The sequence below is a fragment of the Azospirillum soli genome, assembly GCF_017876165.1.
GTDB classification, from domain to species: domain Bacteria; phylum Pseudomonadota; class Alphaproteobacteria; order Azospirillales; family Azospirillaceae; genus Azospirillum; species Azospirillum soli.
Genome location: NZ_JAGINQ010000023.1, coordinates 1 through 17,734 on the forward strand (window position 1 = coordinate 1; position 17,734 = coordinate 17,734).

The window sequence follows — 17,734 nt, forward strand, 5'->3', positions numbered from 1 at the left end:
GCTGGTGCCGTTGCGCCACAGGATGTCGGCCTTGCCGTCGCCGGTGAAGTCGGCCGCGCCCTCCACCTTCCAGGCTTGCGCCGGCGCCACGGCCGTCCCGTTCAGCTGGACCGCCGCCGTCGCGGTCACCGTGCCGCCGTTCATCGCCCACAGCAGCATCTGGTTGCTGGTGCTGTTGCGCCACAGGATGTCGGCCTTGCCGTCGCCGGTGAAGTCGGCCGTGCTTTCAACCTTCCACGCCAGCCCAGGAGCTGCATCGGTGCCATTGAGCTTGACCATGCCCGTGTTGGCGCCGCTCACCACCGTGTGGCCGTTCATTTCCCAAAGCGCGAGCTGACCGCTGGTGCCGTTCCGCCAGAGCACATCCGCGCGTCCGTCGCCGGTAAAATCGACGGTTGCCTCGACAGCCCAACTGGCTCCGGGGAGCGCCACGCCGGTTTCCTGCACCGAAACGTCGCGGGCCGCGGCGATCTTGGAACCATTCAGATCCCAGATGCTCAAGGCGTTGGTGCGGCCGTCGCGCCAGAGCACGTCCGCGCGCCCGTCACCGTTGAAGTCGCCGCGTGGTGTGCGAAGGTCGGAGACTTGGTAGGTCTTGTCGCCGAACTTCAGGGTTTCGATACCGGACAGCCGGTCTGTTTCAGTGCCGTCGTACTTGGCGACCGTTATCTGCCCGCCGGTGCGGCGCACAATGTAGTCGGTGATAGCGCCATCGAACACCGCCGTGTCGATACCGTCACCGCCATTCAGGGAATCGCTTCCGGCACCACCGGCCAGCGTGTCGTTTCCGCCGTTGCCAACGAGGGTGTCGTTCCCGGTGTTGCCGACGATCCAGTCGCCGTTCGCGCCGCCGGTGATGCTGTCGCTACCGGCGCCCGCGTCGAAGACCTTGCCCGCCGTGTAGGCCCAGTTGTTCGCGCTGGGAAGTGTGATCTGGTCGTTGCCGCCGAGAGCATTTTGAGCCGGAACGACGCCTGGATGGTCCTCTTGCCGGAGGTTGCCGAGATTGAGGATGTCGGCGCCTTCCGTGTACAACGCCGTCGGGTCGGTTCCGCCGCCGCCGCCACCATCGCCGCCGCCATCGCCGCCATCGGTGAAGGGAAGGTCCGACGTGTAGGTGAAATCGTCACCCAACCAGACCGCTTCGACATCAATCAAATAGCTTTTCTGAATGCCGTCATCGAGGACGATTCTGTTCCCGTCGCGCGAGAAGACGTAGTCACTAAAAGGCTTTTTGAAGACCGCCGTGTCATAGCCACCACCACCGTCCAGCGTGTCGCCGCCGCCCCCGCTCGACAGCACATCGTTCCCGCTGCCGCCAACTATCCAATCACCGCTCGCACCACCAATGACGACGTCGTCCCCAGCGCCCGCGTCGAAGGCCTTGCCCGCCGTGTAGGCCCAGTTGTCCGTGTCGGGAAGGGTGACGTAATCGTTGCCGCCTCCGGCCGCATGGGTCGGCGTTCCTGGCTTGTAATCCGACTCGGCAACGACGCCGAGGTGGACGATTTCGTTATAATCGGTGAACAGGGCGCCTTGGGCCGGGCCATCGCCGCCCGTTCCGCCCGGAGCGGAATAGTTGATTCCGCTGACGTTGCTTCCGGCCGGCAAATAGGACGGCAGATCCTTAATCCGGTAGACCCGGTCGCCGAACTGCAACAGCTCCGCCTCTTCGACGCGGTCCATCTCCTCGGTGACGCCATGCTTGACCCACACGGAGGAACCCATGCGCTGGATCGAGTAGTCGCTAAGGGTGCCGACGAACACTGCGGTATCGGTGCCCTCGCCGCCCCGGAGCACGTCGACACCGTCACCACCATCCAGCGTGTCGTTTCCGCCTCCGCCGCTTAGCACATCGTTTCCGGTGTTACCGAGTATCCAATCACCGTTCGCGCCACCGTTGATGATGTCGTCCCCGGCGCCCGCGTCGAAGGCCTTGCCCGCCGTGTAGGCCCAGTTGTTCGCATTGGGAAAGCTGACGTAATCGTTGCCGCCCCCGGCCGCATGGGTCGGCGTTCCTGGCTTGTAGTCCGACTCGGCAACGTCACCGAGGTGGACAAATTCGTTATAATCGGTGAACAGGGCGCCTTGGGCCGGGCCATCGCCGCCCGTCCCGCCCGGAGCGGAATAGTTGATTCCGCTGACGTTGCTTCCGGCCGGCAAATAGGACGGCAGATCCTTGATCCGGTAGACCCGGTCGCCGAACTGCAACAGCTCCGCCTCTTCGACGCGGTCCATCTCCTCGGTGACGCCATGCTTGACATACACGGTGGAGGCGATGCGCTGGATCGAGTAGTCGCTAAGGGTGCCGACAAACACCGCGGTATCGGTGCCCTCGCCGCCCCGGATCACGTCGAAACCGTCGCCGCCCGCCAGCGTGTCGTTTCCAGCTTCGCCCAACAGGCTGTCGTTACCGAGGCTGCCTAAAAGCAAATCGCCCTTCGCGCCGCCTTTAACGAAGTCGTCCCCATCGCCAGCGTCGAAGGCGATTCCCGCTTGGTAAGCCCAGTTGTCGTTGGTTGGAAGGACGACGTAGTCGTCGCCGTCCAACGCCGCGTAGGTCGATGTCCCCGGCCGATAATTCTCCTGCTTGACGGTGCTGTCGAAGAACACTGTGTCGCGTTCGTCGGTGAACAGGTCGGGCAGGTTGGACGGATTGCCGCCCGAACCGGAACCTGAATCATCCCCGTTTTGGAAGGGATTCCAGTTCAGCGGATTGGAATTTGCCGTCGCGCTTGTGATCTGCCAATAGGTCTGGTTCGCAAAGCGGTAGGAGAGGGTGGCGGTGCCCTTGTCGGCGTCGGTCCAGAAGTAGCTGTCGCTCTCCTTGTGGACCTTCAAAAAGCCTGTTTCGCTGCTGCCGACGATGCCCCATTGCAGCTTGATGTTGGCCCAATAGGGGTTGTGGACGCGCCAGACCTGATCCAAGTCGCCGTCGCCGTCCACATCCCGGACGCCCATGGCGGTCAGGGTCATGCCGCTGAGCAGCGAATCGAGAAGCCGGTCCTTGATGTCCATAACCGCCCCACCATCTGGCTAGGCCGTCGCCAGCCGATCCTTCTAATTTGTGGGTATTTTATACGCTTTCGAATGATGATGCATCATTGCTTTTGCACCAAAATGCAACAGGCGGAGTGCAACGAAAGGATAGGCGTTCCCGATCAGGGCTCCCGCAGGCTCTCATTGAAGACGCGCAACGCCGGATAAAGGAAGTACGAGATCACCGAGCGATGGCCGATGACGATCTCGACGGATGCCGACATGCCGGGGATCAGCCGGAAATCCGGCGGAATGTTCCGCAGATTTTCCCGGTCGATGCTGACGCGGGCGCGATAGATGGAGCGGCTCTTATCGTTTTCGGGGCGGAATGCGTCGTCGCTGATCACGCGCACGGCGCCCTCCAGGTGGCCATGCTGCTGGTAGGGCAGCGCCTCCAGCTTGATCCGCGCGGATTGTCCGGTGCGGATGCGGCTGATATCGGCCGTCTTGATCTCCGCCTCCACTTCCAGCGGAACATTCATCGGCACTATGGTGATGAGCGGATCGGCCTCGCGCGCGACGGAGCCGACCGAGCGCTGGGCGATCTCCAGCACCACGCCATCGGCGGGCGCTCGCAGTTCGACGAGACTTGTGCGCCGTTTCGCCTTGGCCAACTGCTGGCGGGTGGCGTCCATTTCACGGCTGACGGCCAGGAGCTTTTCGCTGCTGCTTCGCTGCCGCTCGCGATCATAGGACTGTCGTTCGAACCGCGCGGCGGCCAGTTGATGTTCTAACTCCTTCTCTTCAGCGGTCTTTGCGGCGAGCTGTTCCTTAATGGCGAGCTGGTTGAGTTGCGCCTCCATGAACTGAAGTTGCGACCCGACACCGCGCCGGACGAGTTCTTCGCGCATGCCGAGGATTTGGCTGACCACCTTCAGCCGCTCCTGAAGGCTTCGCTGAGCCTGACGGTTGGCGGCGAGGCCGGCGTCCAACTGCTGGAGTTTCGAATCCAGCGAGGCGATGTGGGAGCGGTCCTCCGCAAGACGCTGCTCGTACAGCTGCGCCTGGAAGGCGCGCACCGGATCGTTTGGCGGCGCGATGAAAGGCGTTCCATCGATTTCGCTGCGCAGGCGTTCGGCCTCGGCGGTCAGGCTGGTAAGGCGCTCCTCCAGTCCCGTCGCGTCGGCTTCGGCGAACGTCGGGTCCAGCGTGGCGAGCCGGTCGCCGGCACGGACTGCAGCTCCAACGGACACGTCGAGCGTGCGGATCACCCCCGTTTCCAGCGGCTGCACGATGATGAGCGACTTGGTCGTGATCAGGCGTCCTGACGCGACCACGACCCGATCGACCACGGACAGCGATGCCCACACCAGCAATATGGCGATCAGAGCGACGATGCTGTGCAGGATCGCGCGGGCCGGCCACGGGATCGGTCGTTCCTCAATGGCGGTCGCAGCCGACTGGAAGGCGCTCAGTGCGCCCGTCCGGGGCTTCGGTGCGCGCGGTTTCGTTGCGCTCGCCGAGGCATCCGCCGGTGACGCGTGAGGAGGTTCGGCTAACGCAGGGCTTCCGTCTGGACGTTCCATAAGTGGCGGTACATCTCGCAGGTCTGGAGCAATTGCTCGTGCGGGCCGAAGCCGACCATCCGCCCCTCGTGGAGCACCAGGATGGCATCGGCGTTTCGGATGGAGGGCAGCCGATGCGACACGATCAGCGTCGTCCGGCCGCGGGTGATCAGCGGCATGTGGCGTTGCAGGATCGCCTCGCTTTCCGGGTCCAGCGCGCTCGTCGCCTCGTCGAGAATGAGCAGGGACGGCTGGCGCAGCAACGCGCGGGCTATGGCAAGCCGCTGTTTCTGCCCGCCGGAAAGATTGGAGCCGCCCTCCTCGATGCGGGTGTCGTAGCCCTGTGGCAGCTTCTGAATGAACTCCTCCGCGCCGGCCAGCCGCGCGGCTTCGACGATCTCCTCGAAGCGGGCGTCGGGCCGGCTGACGCCGATGTTGTCGCGCACCGTTCCGCGGAACAGAAAGCTTTCCTGAAGCACGACACCGATGTGCCGGCGCAAGTGGACACGGTCGATGTCGCGCAAATCGTAACCGTCGATGCGGATGATGCCTTCCCGTGCCGTATAGAGGCCCTGCAGCATGCGCACGAGCGTCGACTTGCCCGAACCGCTGCGTCCGACGATGCCCAGAACGCCACCGACTGGAACCGTGAAGCTGATGCGATCGAGCGCGGACGACGTGCCGGACGGGTAGCGGAAGGAGACGTTCTCGAACGACAGCATCCCCGCCAGCCGGGGTTGCAGACCGCGGTTCGTTCCCTGTTCGGGCGTTGTGTTCATCACCTCGCCCAGCATCTTCACCGACACGGCGGCCTGCTGGTAATCGTTGATCAAGGTGACGAGTTGCATCAGCGGCGCCGTGACCCGACCCGCGAGCATCTGGAAGGCGACGAGTTCGCCAACCGACAGGGTGCCTGAAAACACCATCTCGACACCCACCCAGACGATGGCGACCGTCATCGTTTTTTCGAGGAACGACGAGACGGCGCGCGCCACGGCGGACAATGTTCCGACCGAAATGTGCCGCTCCACCACGTCGGCGGAACGGTCATCCCATTGCTGGCGTTGCGTCGGTTCCAGGGATAGCGCTTTGATCGTGCTGATGCCGTGGATGGTTTCGACCAAATGCGCCTGACATTCGGCTTCGGCCTTATACAGCAGGTTCAGGCGGCGGCGGAAAGAACGGGCGGCCACGGCAATGACCAAGGCCACGGCTGCAGCGAATCCCAGCACGACCGCCGATAGAGTGGTGCTGTAGAGCAGCAGAACGGGCACGAAGACGAACAGCGCCGCGGAGTCCAGCACCGCGAAGAACACGCGCCCGGTCAGGAATTCGCGGATCGTGCGGGCCTGCTGCATATGGTTGAGCAGCATGCCCGATGAGATCCGCTCGAAGTAGGGCAACGGCAGCGTCAACAGATGGGCGAAGACGCGCGTTGCCATTCGGATGTCGATCTTGGCCGTGGCTTGGAGCAGAAGATACGTGCGCAGGCAATTCAGCACCGCGTCGAAGCCGATGGCGAAAAGAACGCCGATGCTGAGCGTGGTCAGTGTCGAATAGGCTTGGTGCAGCACCACCTTGTCGATGATCAACTGGAAGAACATGGGCAACGCCAGCCCAAGCAGTTGAAGCACGATCGCGGCAATGGCGACGTCCCAAAAGGCTCGGCTTTGGCGCAGGATCTCCGGAATGAACCAGGAAAGACCGAACGGTCGGTCGGCGTCGCCCAGCTGGTATCGGCGCTTTATGAGGATCAGTTCCCCCGACCACACTTTTTCGAGGATCGAGCGGCTCCAGAACTCGAACCCGCCCAGCGGCGCCAGCGGGTTGCGGATCACCACCTCCGGATCGCCACGATCCTCGCGGACCCCGGACAGGATCACATAGCTGCCGTCGCGCAGCCGCAGAATGGCTGGAAACGCCTCGCCAAGGCGGATGAGCCCGTCCCAGGATTGGCGGAGGCTGCGCGCCTGCAATTTTGCATCGCGCGCGCACCGGACGACTTGGCGGGGCGCAACCTCTCCGGGTCCAAGGGCATAGCTGTGGGCAAGATGTTCCTCGGACAGGTCCACGCCATGAAAGCGCGCAACAGCGACCAGGCACCACAATCCGGTGCTGCTGGGAGGCGCCCCCACCTCCATCGTCGGCGCCATTGCAGTCACCGTCCGTCCTCCTGATGAAGTCGCGGTCTGAGGATAACGACGGGTTGAACAAACCCGTATTCGGCAGGAGTGCCGAACGAAACCGGCAAGCCAGCCCAGCCGCGCAATTGCGACACCAGTAAGTTAAGTTTTTGCAAATTGCCAGAGAATGACGTGGTTCAGCCCTGAACGGCCGGTTCCGTCTTCATCGGCTTGGCCGTTGGCTTGTGGGAATCGACCGCACTTGTGTCGCCGTCCACGGCGTGCACTGGCTCGGAGTGGGGCGGATAATCCGATTTCGAATCGGCGGGTTGTGGGGGGGCGAGACGAATCAGGGCCGTTTCAAGTGCTTGCGCGCGCGTCTGCTTGGGATCGGGCTCCAATGCCGTGACACCGCCGGCACGCAGGGCGGCGACGATGGCCTTCTGTCGCTCGATCTCCACAATCCGCGCAGTCACCTCGTCGTCCTGTCCCGTGGTCGCCATGGCCTGTTTGAAGGATTCGTCCGCCATGGTTCGGAAATGCTCGAACTGACGTCGCATTGATTCCCCCTGCCAGAGGAGGTCAAGCGTTTCCTTGGCGAGCGTCGCCTCGTCCCAGTCCTCCTGCGCGGCGGTCAGGGCCCTACGGGCGCCGCTCAATCGGCGGAACAGGCCTGCCCGCTCGAATGCGTCGCGGGACTCGATCAAAGCGCTGTCCGCAGCGTTCGCCTGTTCGTGCACGGCGCGCCAGTGCGGTTGGACGATGTCGCGTATCTCCTCGTCGGAGACGGGGTTCGGAACGAGGCGTCCATCGGAATCGGCGATGAACAGCGGGCGCGGCATCGCACTCCACGGCACGGAGAACGCCAACGCTTCCGGTGCCCGGCATTCGGCACGCTTTGCCTCCAAGGCGTCCAGTTCCGCGCGCAACTGCGCGTCAACGGTGTCCAAATCCACGCGCGGGCGGGGCGCGGGAAAGCGGGGGGCTGCCCGCGACGGCAAAACCGTGAGCGTGCCATGCAGACCGGCCACAGGTGGACGGTCTGATGGGGGGCGAAGGTTGAGCGGCGTCGGCGCATCGCGCGTGGTTCGCCGGAGTTGGGGCGGGGGACGCGTCGGGACGGTTTGCGCACCGCCGCGAATCTGCCGTTCGAACGCTTCCACAGCCTCGTCAATGCGACGATTGACTTCGGCGGCCTGCCGCCAGATCCCGTTCACGTCGGGGTCATCACCATGATTCGTGCTCATGCGTCGCGATCATCCAGTCTGCCGGGTCACTGGACCACGGCTTCCTTTTGCTTCCCGGCGTCGCTTTCCAGATCGGGGGTCGGCCCCGCCTCTGGCAGTTCCTTCAGGGCAAGGAAGTCCCGCACGGGTTGAAGCTCCGCCTCGAATCGCCGCATCCACGAGCCCACGCGCAATTTGTCCGCCAACGACAGGGCGGGGTGTTCGCCGGCCGTGTTGAAACGAACGGCGTGCGTATCGCAGGTCAAATATGTCTGCGTGTCCAACCCCGGCATGGCGATTTCAAGCCCGCCGGCCTTGAGGAAGCGGGCTTGGTCACCGTTGCGCCAGAGCGCGAATTGGTCGTCGCTGTACTGCTCATTGCGCACCGCGATGACCGTGGCGGTCTGCGACACGGCTTCGGCCAGCCATGCGGCGGTCTGATGCCCTGCCCAATGCGGCGTGAGGGGAGTGACGAACACCGGACGGATCGAAATACTGCGGCAGGATGCGACAAACTCCTGCAAGGCTTGCTCGTGCTGGGAAATTCCCATGACACGGGAGAAGTCGGCGCGGAATCCAGCGGGCATGTCATGCAGGATGATGTCCACACCGGGCACCCCCATGCTGTTCAGCAGGAAATCGCGGCCCAAGTCACGGTTGTGTATATCGTAAAGAATACACCCGGCGCGCGGGTCCTGCCGGTTCAGCGGCACCACCGCCCCATCCTTGCTCTTTAGGCAAAAGACCTTGAAGAGACTACGGGAAATCCAATCGGCGTCGAACAGAGCGGCTTTGATCTGATGCCGACGGCAAACGTCGGCCATGCCTCGTGCCCAGGTTGACTTGCCGATTCCGCCCTTGTCTCCGACAACACAGATGATGACAGCCATGATCGCACAATGGTCCAAACGCCTCGTTCACTCTGGCTTAGAACATGGGCGAAGTCGAGGTCGAAAGATCGGCGACGTGGCACTCCGCAGGTGCTTGCATCGGGGGCGCTTGCATCGGGCGGGTGTAATCAATACGGTTGCGGCGAGGCAGACGTCACGCTGACGGACGCCGGAGGAGATGCCGGCCTTAGAGAGGACAATCGGTGCGGCCTGACGAAGCCTTGGCAGATATCGACGTCGCGGTGTTGGCGGGCGGGCTCGGCACGCGCATACGCGGCGTGCTGGGCGACACGCCCAAGGTGCTGGCGCCGGTTGCCGGCCGTGCCTTTCTCGGTCACCTGCTGGACTATCTCTCGGCCTACGGCACAAGGCGGGTGGTCCTGTGCCTTGGCCACCTCGCCGACCGCGTGACCGCATGGCTGGCGCAGGGCGACGCCAATGGTACGCTCGACGTGGTCTGCCAGATCGAACCGCGCCCGCTCGGCACCGCCGGGGCGCTGGGATACGTTCGCAAGGAACTGCGCTCCGGCACTGTGCTGGTGGTGAACGGCGACACCTTCGTCGATGCCGACCTTCGCGCCTTTGTCGCGTCGCATCGCTTATCGGGTGCCGACGCTTCCGTACTGTGTGTGCAGGTGGAAGATGCGTCCCGATTCGGTCGGGTCGAGATCGGCCCCGATAGCCGGATACGCAGTTTTGTCGAGAAGGCTCCAGGCAGCGGCACCATCAACGCCGGTGTTTATCTGTTTTCCGGTGCCTTCCTCGACCGCCTTGTCGCATCCGGCGCCACCTCTCTGGAACGCGACGTGCTGGAGAAGGTGCCGCCCGGCACCCTGAACGCCCATGTCGCGAAGGCGCATTTCATCGACATCGGAACCCCCGAAAGTCTGGCCGCCGCTGCCCGCGTCATTGTCGGAGGGGCAAATTCTTGAAACCTCGACTGGGTCGGGGCTATCAGGGCGGCGGGCAAGGGCACCAGCGGCCCAAGCGCGCGGAGTATCAGCAATGTCCGACACCATCGAGGCGCAGGTCGCCACCCTGACAGCCTTCCTGGCCAAACGCCAGTTCAACGCAGATACGATCAACCGGCTGTCGGCCCATTGCGAGGCGGTGCGGCGCGATGTGGACGCTGAAACCCGCCTCGCCGTTGCCGAGCGGCTGGAGAGCGTGGCGCCGGGCGGGCAGACGGTTCTCCTGCATTCGGTGCTGTTCCAGCTGACCGGCGACCTCTACCACTACGAGCGCATACTCCATTACCTGCTGCTGGGCGGCGATCAGGTCGGGCCAGAGCTGCTGCACTACACCTACTGGTGCATAAACCGGCAGCTTTTCCTCAGCGCCGCTTCGCCGGAAAAGGGGGCGTCCTTCGGCCCCTGCGATCTGTTCCGATTTTACCAGGCGCTGGTGCGCTCCGTGATGCGGAACTGGGGCATCAAGCCGCCGCGCCGGATTCCGCGCGATGGCCCGATCCGCAAGGTGGCGGTGCTGACCAACCAGTTCACCAACGACCAGCACCAGCCGTCGCGCGACTGTTTCGACTACGCCAGCCGCCTGCAGGACGATTTCGGGCTCGATGTCGCGATCATCAACTGCAACACGATGCCGTTGCGGGTGGAGAGCATGTTCATTCCGCCCATGAACGCCCAGCTGGTCGAGGAGTCTGAGGGCGTCTGCGCCATGCAGATGTTCGGGCGGCAGGTGAAGGTGGCGTCCTTCACCGACCGGGCTTTCTCGGCGCAGAAGCTGTCCACCATCGTCGAGGCCATCGATGGCTACGACCCGGACCTGCTGGTCACCTTCGGCGGTTCCAACGTCGTGGGCGACCTGTTCGCGGAGGCCAACGCGCGGCCGGTGGTGTGCCTGCCGACAACCTCGGGCCTTACCATCTCGCTGGCCCACATCGTCCTGGGCTATGACGAGGGCAACTACACGGATCACCTGCCGGCCCTCTACCGCGCGCCCTTCGCGAAGCGTTTCCGGCCCTTCACCCTGGGCTTCTCGCCGCCGCCGACCTCCGGCGACCAGGGGGATTTCGGTCTCGGCAGCCCGCCCTTCCTCTTCGCCGTGGTCGGCACTCGCCTGGACCTTGAGGTGACGCCGGAATTCCTGGAGATCGCCGACCGGGTCCTCGACCGCTGCCCCGGCGCCATCATCGCCTTCGCTGGCGGCGTCAAGGAACTGCCCGCCCGGCTCGCCACCACCCGCAACGCCGTCCGGATGCGCAGCGTGGGGCACCTGAAGGACATCCGCGCCTTCTACCGGCGCTGCCACGCCTTCCTGAACCCCTCCCGCCAGGGCGGCGGCGGCAGCGGCGCCTACGCCATCGCCGAGGGGCTGCCCGTGGTGACGCTCGACTGGGGCGACGTCGCCAGCGTGGCGGGGGAGGGGATTCCCGTGCCCGACTGGGCCGCTTATGTGGAGCGCGCCGCCGCTCTGTTCGCCGATCCCGCCGTCCGCGCCCAGCAGGCCGAACTGTCCCGCATCCGGTTCGAAACGGTCGGCGACCGGCACCGCTGCACGGCCCGCCTGCTGGAATACGGCGAGGAGGCCAGGAATCTTTTGCGGTCGCCCGCGCAAAATTAAGGCTCGTTAACCGAGCCCGTGGCACTGTCGTCCACGAACCAATTTCCGAGATCCCGCCCCCGTGACCCGTGACGTCATCATTGACGGCCGTCCCATCGGCCCCGGCCACGCGCCCTATGTAATCGCCGAGTTGTCGGGCAACCACAACGGCGAACTGAGCCGCGCGCTGGCGCTGATCGACGCCGCCAAGGCGGCGGGGGCAGACGCCGTGAAGCTTCAGACCTACACGGCCGACACCATCACCATCGACCACGACGGTCCCGGTTTCCGGCTGGAAGGTGGGCTGTGGCAGGGCCGCACCCTGCACGATCTCTATCGCGAGGCGCACACGCCTTGGGAGTGGCACGAGCCGCTGTTCGCACACGCCCGCTCGCTCGGCCTGACCATCTTCAGTTCCCCCTTCGACGAGACCGCCGTCGAGTTGCTGGAGCGCCTGGACGCCCCGGCCTTCAAGATCGCGTCGTTCGAGCTGAACGACCTGCCGTTGATCCGCCGCGCCGCTTGGTCGGGCAAGCCGCTGATCATGTCCACCGGCCTTGCCACGCTGGGCGAGGTGGGCGAGGCGGTGGAGGCGGCGGGCGATGTGCCGCTGGTCCTCCTGCACTGTGTCAGCGGCTACCCGACTCCGCCGGAGGACAGCAACCTCCGCACCATCCCGCACCTTGGCAAGGCCTTCGGCGTCGCCGCCGGCCTGTCCGACCACACCCACGGGACCGCCGTGCCGGTGGCGGCCGCCGCGCTCGGCGCCGTGGTCATCGAGAAGCATTTCACCCTGTCCCGCGCCGAGGGTGGGGTGGACAGCGCCTTCTCCCTGGAACCGGCCGAGTTCAAGGCGATGGCCGATGCCGTCCGCATTGCCTGGGCGGCGCTGGGCCGCGTCCATTACGGCGTGAAGCCCAGCGAGGCCGGCGGGCGCGACTACCGCCGCTCCCTTTACGTGGTGGCCGACGTTCCGGCCGGCGCGCCGCTGACGGCCGAAAACGTCCGTTCCATCCGTCCCGGCTTTGGCATGGAACCGAAGCACCTCCCCGCCGTCCTCGGCCGCCGAGCCGCCCGCGCCCTGAGGCGCGGTGAACCCCTGCGCTGGGACATGCTGCTGCCGGAGGCTCAATCATGAGCACGCGGAAGCCCCGCGCCACCAAACCCAACGTCGTCTGCATCTCGCAGGCGCGCATGACCTCGACCCGTCTGCCCGGTAAGGTGCTGATGGAGGCCGCCGGCAAGCCGCTGCTGGCCCACCATCTCGGCCGCCTGTCGCGCTGCCGGACCCTGGACGCGCTGGTGCTGGCGACCACGGTGAACGCCACCGACGACCCGGTTGCCGAACTGGGCGCTGCGCTCGGCGTGCCGGTCTTCCGGGGCAGCGAACATGACGTGCTGTCGCGCTACGCGGGCGCCGCCGAGATGGCCAAGGCCGACGTGGTTGTGCGGGTGACCGCTGACTGCCCGCTGATCGACCCGGCGTTGGTGGACCGCGTCGTCGCGGAGTTCCTGGCGTCGGACCCGCCTGTCGATTACCGGGGAGTTGACGTTTTCCATTACCCGCGCGGCCTTGACGCCGAGGTTTTCACGCGCGCCGCGCTGATCGATGCCGCCGCGAATGCCAGCGATCCGGCCGAGCGCGAGCACGTCACCGCCTACATCTACCGCCGCCCGGAACGCTTCCGTCTGGCTTCTCCGCTCCGGCATGAGGGTGATCCTGTGGAGCAACGCTGGTGCGTGGACGAACAGGCGGATTTCGACCTCGTCAGCCGTCTGCTCGAAACGCTCATCCCCGCAAAGCCCGACTTTGGCTGGCAGGATTGTTGCAACGTCCTGCGCGACCATCCCGATTGGGCCGACATCAACCGCGACGTGCGGCAACGCACCGCTCACTGACGCATCATCCACTGACCCACAGCCCACTGACATTGGAGACATCCATGGACCGCAAGGATTTCCTGCTCGCTCTCGACGAGATGCTGGAACTTGACGCCGGCACCCTGACCGGCGACGAAGAACTGACCTCGCTCGATTCCTGGGACTCGCTGGCCGTCATCAGCTTCATCGCCCTGGTGGACGAGACGTTCGGCACCGTCGTGGAAGGCGAGAAGCTGGCCAAGGCCAAGACCGTGGCCGACCTTCTGGCTCTGGTCGGCGTCGCCGTCGCCGTCGCCGCCTGACGTCCAGCGTTCTGTCTGTTGTGAGCGACGCCGCCGTCCGCCTCCGCCGCGCGCGGGCCGACATCGACGGCGGCCCCGCCTCTTACCTGTCGCTTGGGCGCGGTGGCGTGCCGGCGTTGCTGCTGCATGGCTTCGCCGGGGACCTGCTGACGTGGCAGTTCAACCTGTCGCCGCTCGCCACCGAGCGCCGGGTGCTGGCGGTGGACCTGCCGGGGCATGGCGGTTCCACGCTCGATGTGGGCGAGGGCCGGATCGGCGATTTGGCGCCGTGGCTGGTGCGCTTCCTGAACGCGCTGGAGGTGCCGCGCGTCCATCTGGTCGGGCATTCCATGGGCGGCTATGTCGCGCTGGAACTGGCGCGGCACGCGCCGGAGCGCGTCGCGAGCCTCTCCCTGATCGCCAGCGCCGGGCTCGGCCCCGATTTCGACCTTGCCTTCCTGCGCCGGGTGACATCGCTGGCCTCGGTCGAAGAGGGTGTGGTCTGTGCTGAACGCCTGTTCGCCCAGCCATCCCCCCTGACCGCCCGCATCGGCGAGGTGCTGCACGCCCAGGCCGCCGATCCGGCGCGCCATGCCGCGCTGGAGCGGATCGTCGAGGGCTCCTTCGCCGGTGCCGCCGAGCGCTGGACGCCGGTGGATTGGACCACTATCCGCATGCCGGTCCAATTGCTGTGGGGACGGGACGACCGCATCATCCCGCTGCCGCCGCGCGACCGTCTGCCGCCGTCCGCCCCACTTCATCTCTTCGACAACGCGGGGCACTTGCCCCATAGTGAGGCCGCCAGCCCCGTCACGGCCCTTCTCCGCGACTTTCTCACCGCCTGCGACACTCCATGACCGACACCATCCTCGCGCTGATCGCCGAAGAACTCGCCCACATTGCCGCCGACAAGGGCGAAACCCTGCCGGCCATCGACCCGGATTCCGCCTTCCTTGGCGGTGACCTGCCGATCGACTCCCTCGACCTCGCTACTCTTTTGGTGGTGCTGGAGCAGCGCACCGGCCAGGATCCGTTCCGCGCCGGTTTCATCCAGTTCAACACGGTGGGCGAACTGGCGGCCCTTTATCGACCCAACGCGGCATGACCGCAGCCCCTCCGCCCTGGTTCGCCTCGGACGCCCGCCTGATCGAGACGGACGAATCGTACGGTTGGGCGGAGATTGCGGCCGAGGCCGACCATCTTGAGGCGGAGTTTCGCACAGCCGGTCAAGCCGTCGTGGAGGCAGTGCGTCCAACCACCGTCGTGGCTGCCTTAGCCGCTGCGGAGCGGGCTGGGGTAGCGTTGCTGCTGAAGCGCCACAAAGCCCTTCTCCCCTCTGGCAAGAAGGATTGGGATGAGGGGGCGGCCAACGGCCGGACCAGTGGATTCTCGGTCCTCCTTGAAACCTCCGGCACGACTGGAACGCCCAAGCGCGCCCGACACGATTTCGAACGCCTGCGCGGACGCCTGCGCGGCACCGCCGATTCATCCGCACGCTGGCTGCTGACCTACGATTCCGGAGCCTTCGCCGGCCTCCAGGTCATTCTGACCGCGCTGGCCTCCGGCGCCACTCTGATCGCCGTCCCCGGTGCGAACGCCGCCGACCTCGCCCGCGCCGCCGTCCGGCATGGGGCCACCCACATCAGCGGAACGCCCAGCTTCTGGCGCGCCTTTCTGATGACCCTTGGGAACGAGCGCCCGCCGCTGACCTCCATCACGCTGGGCGGTGAGGCGGCCGACCAGCCGCTTCTCGACCGCCTCCAAGAGCGCTTTCCCAACGCGAAGCTGCGCCACATCTACGCGTCCACCGAGGCCGGCGCCCTGTTCGCCGTCACCGACGGGCGCGCCGGCTTTCCCGCGGCGTGGCTGGAAACCGGCGTGGACGGCGTGGGCCTGCGCATCCGCGACGGCGTTCTGGAAGTGAACAGCCCCCGCGCCATGCTCGGTTACGCCGACGCAGCAGGCCTTTCCGAGGATTGGCTCTCCACCGGCGATGTCGTCGAACGGCGCGGCGACCGCGTGTTGTTCGCCGGCCGCTTGGATGGCCGGGTGAATGTCGGCGGCGTGAAGGTCTCTCCGGAAGCGGTTGAACAGCTTCTGCTCGCCGTTCCCGGCGTGCTGGACGCGCTGGTCCGGCCGGCGGCCAACCCGATCACCGGGCACATCCTGACCGCGTCGGTGGTGCCGCTGTCCGGCGTGGAGGAAGCGGCCCTGCGCGCCGCCATCCGCGATGCGTCGGCGGCTCTGCCGCCGGCCGCGCGCCCGCGCGTCATTTCCATGGTCGAGAACATCCCGCTGGGATCGGCGGGCAAGAAGAAGCGGGAAGGGGCCGCATGACCGGAACCAAGCAACACGTCATCGTCACCGGCGGCAGCCGCGGACTCGGCCTTGGGCTGGTGGAGGCTCTGCTGGCCGACGGCTACCGCGTTTCGACCTGCAGCCGTTCCCCAAGCGACGCACTGGAACGCCTCGCCGGACCGGACCTGTTCTGGAAGGCCTGCCGCATCGGCGACGCCGGGGAGGTGCGCGCCTTTCTCGACGCTGCCGTGGAATGGGCCGGCCCGTCGCCGCTGTGGGGGCTCGTCAACAACGCCGGCATCGCCCGCGAGGGCGTGCTCGCCAGCTTTCCCGAGGTGGATGTGGAGGAGGTCATCCAGACCAACCTCGTCGGCGCGATCCAGACCGCCCGCGCCTTCCTGCGCGCCAAGCTGGTGCGGCGCGGTCCGGGGCGGATCGTCAACGTCTCCTCCATCATCGGGCAGCGCGGCTACACCGGGCTTGCCGCCTATTCGGCGTCGAAGGCCGGGTTGGACGGGCTGACCCGCGCGCTGGCCCGCGAGGTCGGGCGGCTTCAGGTGACCGTGAATTCCGTCGCGCCCGGCTATCTGACCACCGAGATGTCGGGCACGCTGGCCGAGGGGCAGCGCGAGCAAATCGTGCGGCGCACGCCGCTCGGCCGACTCGGCGACGTGGCCGACGTGGTGCCGGTGGTCCGCTTCCTGCTGGGCGACGGTGGCGCCTTCGTGACCGGCCAGACCATCGTGGTCGATGGCGGGATCACCTGCTGAAGGCGAGAAGGAGTTCCCCATGGTCGCCAGCGTGATCGAGGGCGTTGGGCTGAAGGGCCTCGTCGCCTGCGTGCCGGAAGGGCGCGAGACCGTGGAGCACCTGGCCGCCCGCTTCGGCGAGGACGCCGCGCGCAAGATCGCCAAGGCGACGGGCATCGAGGCCCGCCATCTCGTGCCGGCGCACCAATGCACCTCCGACCTCGCGGAGGCCGCCGGTCGCCGCCTGCTGGACCGGATGGGCTGGGAGCCCGCCTCGGTGGATCTGCTGGTCATGGTCACCCAGACCCACGACCACATCCTGCCGGCTTCCGGCTACCTCCTTCACCACCGGCTGGGGCTGGGCAAGGGCGCGGCGGTGCTGGACCTGACGCTCGGCTGCTCCGGCTACGTCTACGGGCTGTGGACCGCCGCCGCGATGCTGAAGGTGGCCGGGGGTCGGCGCGCCCTGCTGATCGCGGGCGACACGACCTCGCGCGTGCTCGACCCCAACGACCGCGCCGTGGCGCCGCTGTTCGGCGACGCGGCGACCGCCACCGCGCTGGAGATCGACGCCGACGCCTCCCCGATGGCGTTCGCGCTGGGCAGCGACGGGGCGGGCGCCCCCTACCTGACCGTTCCGGGCGGTGGCCTGCGCCGCCCCGAAGCGCCGGCCCACCTGTTCATGGATGGCACGCAGGTCTTCGCGTTCACCCTGCGTGAGGTGCCGGGCAACATTCGCGCGGCCCTCGACCTCGCCGGCTGGACCGTGGACGACGTCGACCATGTCGTCCTGCATCAGGCCAACGCCCAGATGATCCGCCATCTGGCGCAAAAGCTCGGCGCCACGCCTGCGCAGACGGTGCTGGCGCTGGGCGGCTACGGCAACACCAGTTCGGCTTCCGTCCCATTGGCACTGGCTTCGGAATTGGTGGAACCGTTGCGCGCCGGCGCCCGCCGGTTGCTGCTGTCGGGTTTCGGCGTCGGCTGGTCCTGGGGGACCGTCGTTCTGGCCGCCGGTCCGCTCGCCGTGTGTGAGACCATCCTGCTCACCGCTGGTGGTAACCCGGCAGATTCTGCCGAGGCGACGGGCGGGGCGGCAAAGGATGCCGGGGAGGCGGCACTTTCTGCCGGGGCCTAGGCAAAATTTGCCGGGTCGCTTTCTTCCGGGAGGCAGAGATTG

15 protein-coding genes are annotated in these 17,734 nt (G+C 66.3%); 10 read left to right on the forward strand and 5 right to left on the reverse strand.

Annotated features, from left to right (window positions below; all coding sequences use genetic code 11):
* The 5 genes from J2852_RS25655 to J2852_RS25675 form a co-directional block, all read right to left on the reverse strand.
* Positions 1-3,018 (reverse strand): FG-GAP-like repeat-containing protein (locus J2852_RS25655; protein ID WP_209881178.1); only part of this gene is annotated, 3,018 nt, incomplete at its 3' end.
* 143 nt (positions 3,019-3,161) lie between these two features.
* On the reverse strand, positions 3,162-4,565 hold the full coding sequence (locus J2852_RS25660) for an HlyD family type I secretion periplasmic adaptor subunit (RefSeq protein WP_209881180.1): 1,404 nt from the start codon (positions 4,563-4,565) through the stop codon (positions 3,162-3,164).
* A complete protein-coding gene (locus J2852_RS25665; RefSeq protein ID WP_209881182.1) occupies positions 4,535-6,697 on the reverse strand; it encodes a peptidase domain-containing ABC transporter in 2,163 nt (720 codons plus the stop codon). The genes J2852_RS25660 and J2852_RS25665 overlap by 31 nt, the downstream gene beginning before the upstream one ends.
* 167 nt (positions 6,698-6,864) lie before the next feature.
* Positions 6,865-7,914 (reverse strand): hypothetical protein, encoded by a 1,050-nt coding sequence (locus tag J2852_RS25670; RefSeq protein ID WP_209881184.1) that lies wholly within the window; start codon positions 7,912-7,914, stop codon positions 6,865-6,867.
* Between the two features lie 26 nt (positions 7,915-7,940).
* A complete protein-coding gene (locus tag J2852_RS25675) occupies positions 7,941-8,783 on the reverse strand; it encodes a hypothetical protein (protein WP_209881186.1) in 843 nt (280 codons plus the stop codon).
* Positions 8,784-9,004: 221 nt separating this feature from the next.
* Here J2852_RS25675 and J2852_RS25680 point away from each other — a divergent pair, with 221 nt between their 5' ends.
* The 10 genes from J2852_RS25680 (at position 9,005) to J2852_RS25725 (ending at position 17,692) form a co-directional block, all read left to right on the forward strand.
* Positions 9,005-9,715 (forward strand): nucleotidyltransferase family protein, encoded by a 711-nt coding sequence (locus tag J2852_RS25680; RefSeq protein WP_211112339.1) that lies wholly within the window; start codon positions 9,005-9,007, stop codon positions 9,713-9,715.
* Between the two features lie 73 nt (positions 9,716-9,788).
* Positions 9,789-11,366 carry a glycosyltransferase gene (locus J2852_RS25685; protein WP_209881190.1) on the forward strand — a complete coding sequence of 526 codons (1,578 nt, stop codon included), beginning with the start codon at positions 9,789-9,791 and terminating at the stop codon, positions 11,364-11,366.
* Positions 11,367-11,427: 61 nt separating this feature from the next.
* On the forward strand, positions 11,428-12,483 hold the full coding sequence (pseI, locus tag J2852_RS25690) for a pseudaminic acid synthase (protein WP_209881192.1): 1,056 nt from the start codon (positions 11,428-11,430) through the stop codon (positions 12,481-12,483).
* Positions 12,480-13,244: a cytidylyltransferase domain-containing protein gene (locus J2852_RS25695; RefSeq protein WP_209881194.1), complete on the forward strand. Its 765-nt coding sequence runs from the start codon at positions 12,480-12,482 to the stop codon at positions 13,242-13,244. The genes pseI and J2852_RS25695 overlap by 4 nt, the downstream gene beginning before the upstream one ends.
* A gap of 44 nt (positions 13,245-13,288) precedes the next feature.
* The gene (locus J2852_RS25700) at positions 13,289-13,528 is read left to right on the forward strand and encodes a phosphopantetheine-binding protein (RefSeq protein WP_209881196.1); all 240 of its coding nucleotides are present in this window, start codon (positions 13,289-13,291) and stop codon (positions 13,526-13,528) included.
* Positions 13,529-13,548: 20 nt separating this feature from the next.
* A complete protein-coding gene (locus J2852_RS25705; RefSeq protein ID WP_343206821.1) occupies positions 13,549-14,364 on the forward strand; it encodes an alpha/beta fold hydrolase in 816 nt (271 codons plus the stop codon).
* Positions 14,361-14,612: an acyl carrier protein gene (locus J2852_RS25710; RefSeq protein WP_209881197.1), complete on the forward strand. Its 252-nt coding sequence runs from the start codon at positions 14,361-14,363 to the stop codon at positions 14,610-14,612. Before J2852_RS25705 ends, J2852_RS25710 begins: the two co-directional genes overlap by 4 nt.
* Positions 14,609-15,844 carry an ANL family adenylate-forming protein gene (locus J2852_RS25715; protein WP_209881199.1) on the forward strand — a complete coding sequence of 412 codons (1,236 nt, stop codon included), beginning with the start codon at positions 14,609-14,611 and terminating at the stop codon, positions 15,842-15,844. Before J2852_RS25710 ends, J2852_RS25715 begins: the two co-directional genes overlap by 4 nt.
* Positions 15,841-16,575 carry an SDR family NAD(P)-dependent oxidoreductase gene (locus J2852_RS25720; RefSeq protein ID WP_209881202.1) on the forward strand — a complete coding sequence of 245 codons (735 nt, stop codon included), beginning with the start codon at positions 15,841-15,843 and terminating at the stop codon, positions 16,573-16,575. Before J2852_RS25715 ends, J2852_RS25720 begins: the two co-directional genes overlap by 4 nt.
* Positions 16,576-16,594: 19 nt before the next feature.
* Positions 16,595-17,692, forward strand: coding sequence for a 3-oxoacyl-ACP synthase III family protein (locus tag J2852_RS25725; RefSeq protein WP_209881203.1), 1,098 nt, complete (start codon positions 16,595-16,597; stop codon positions 17,690-17,692).
* Positions 17,693-17,734: the final 42 nt, after the last annotated feature.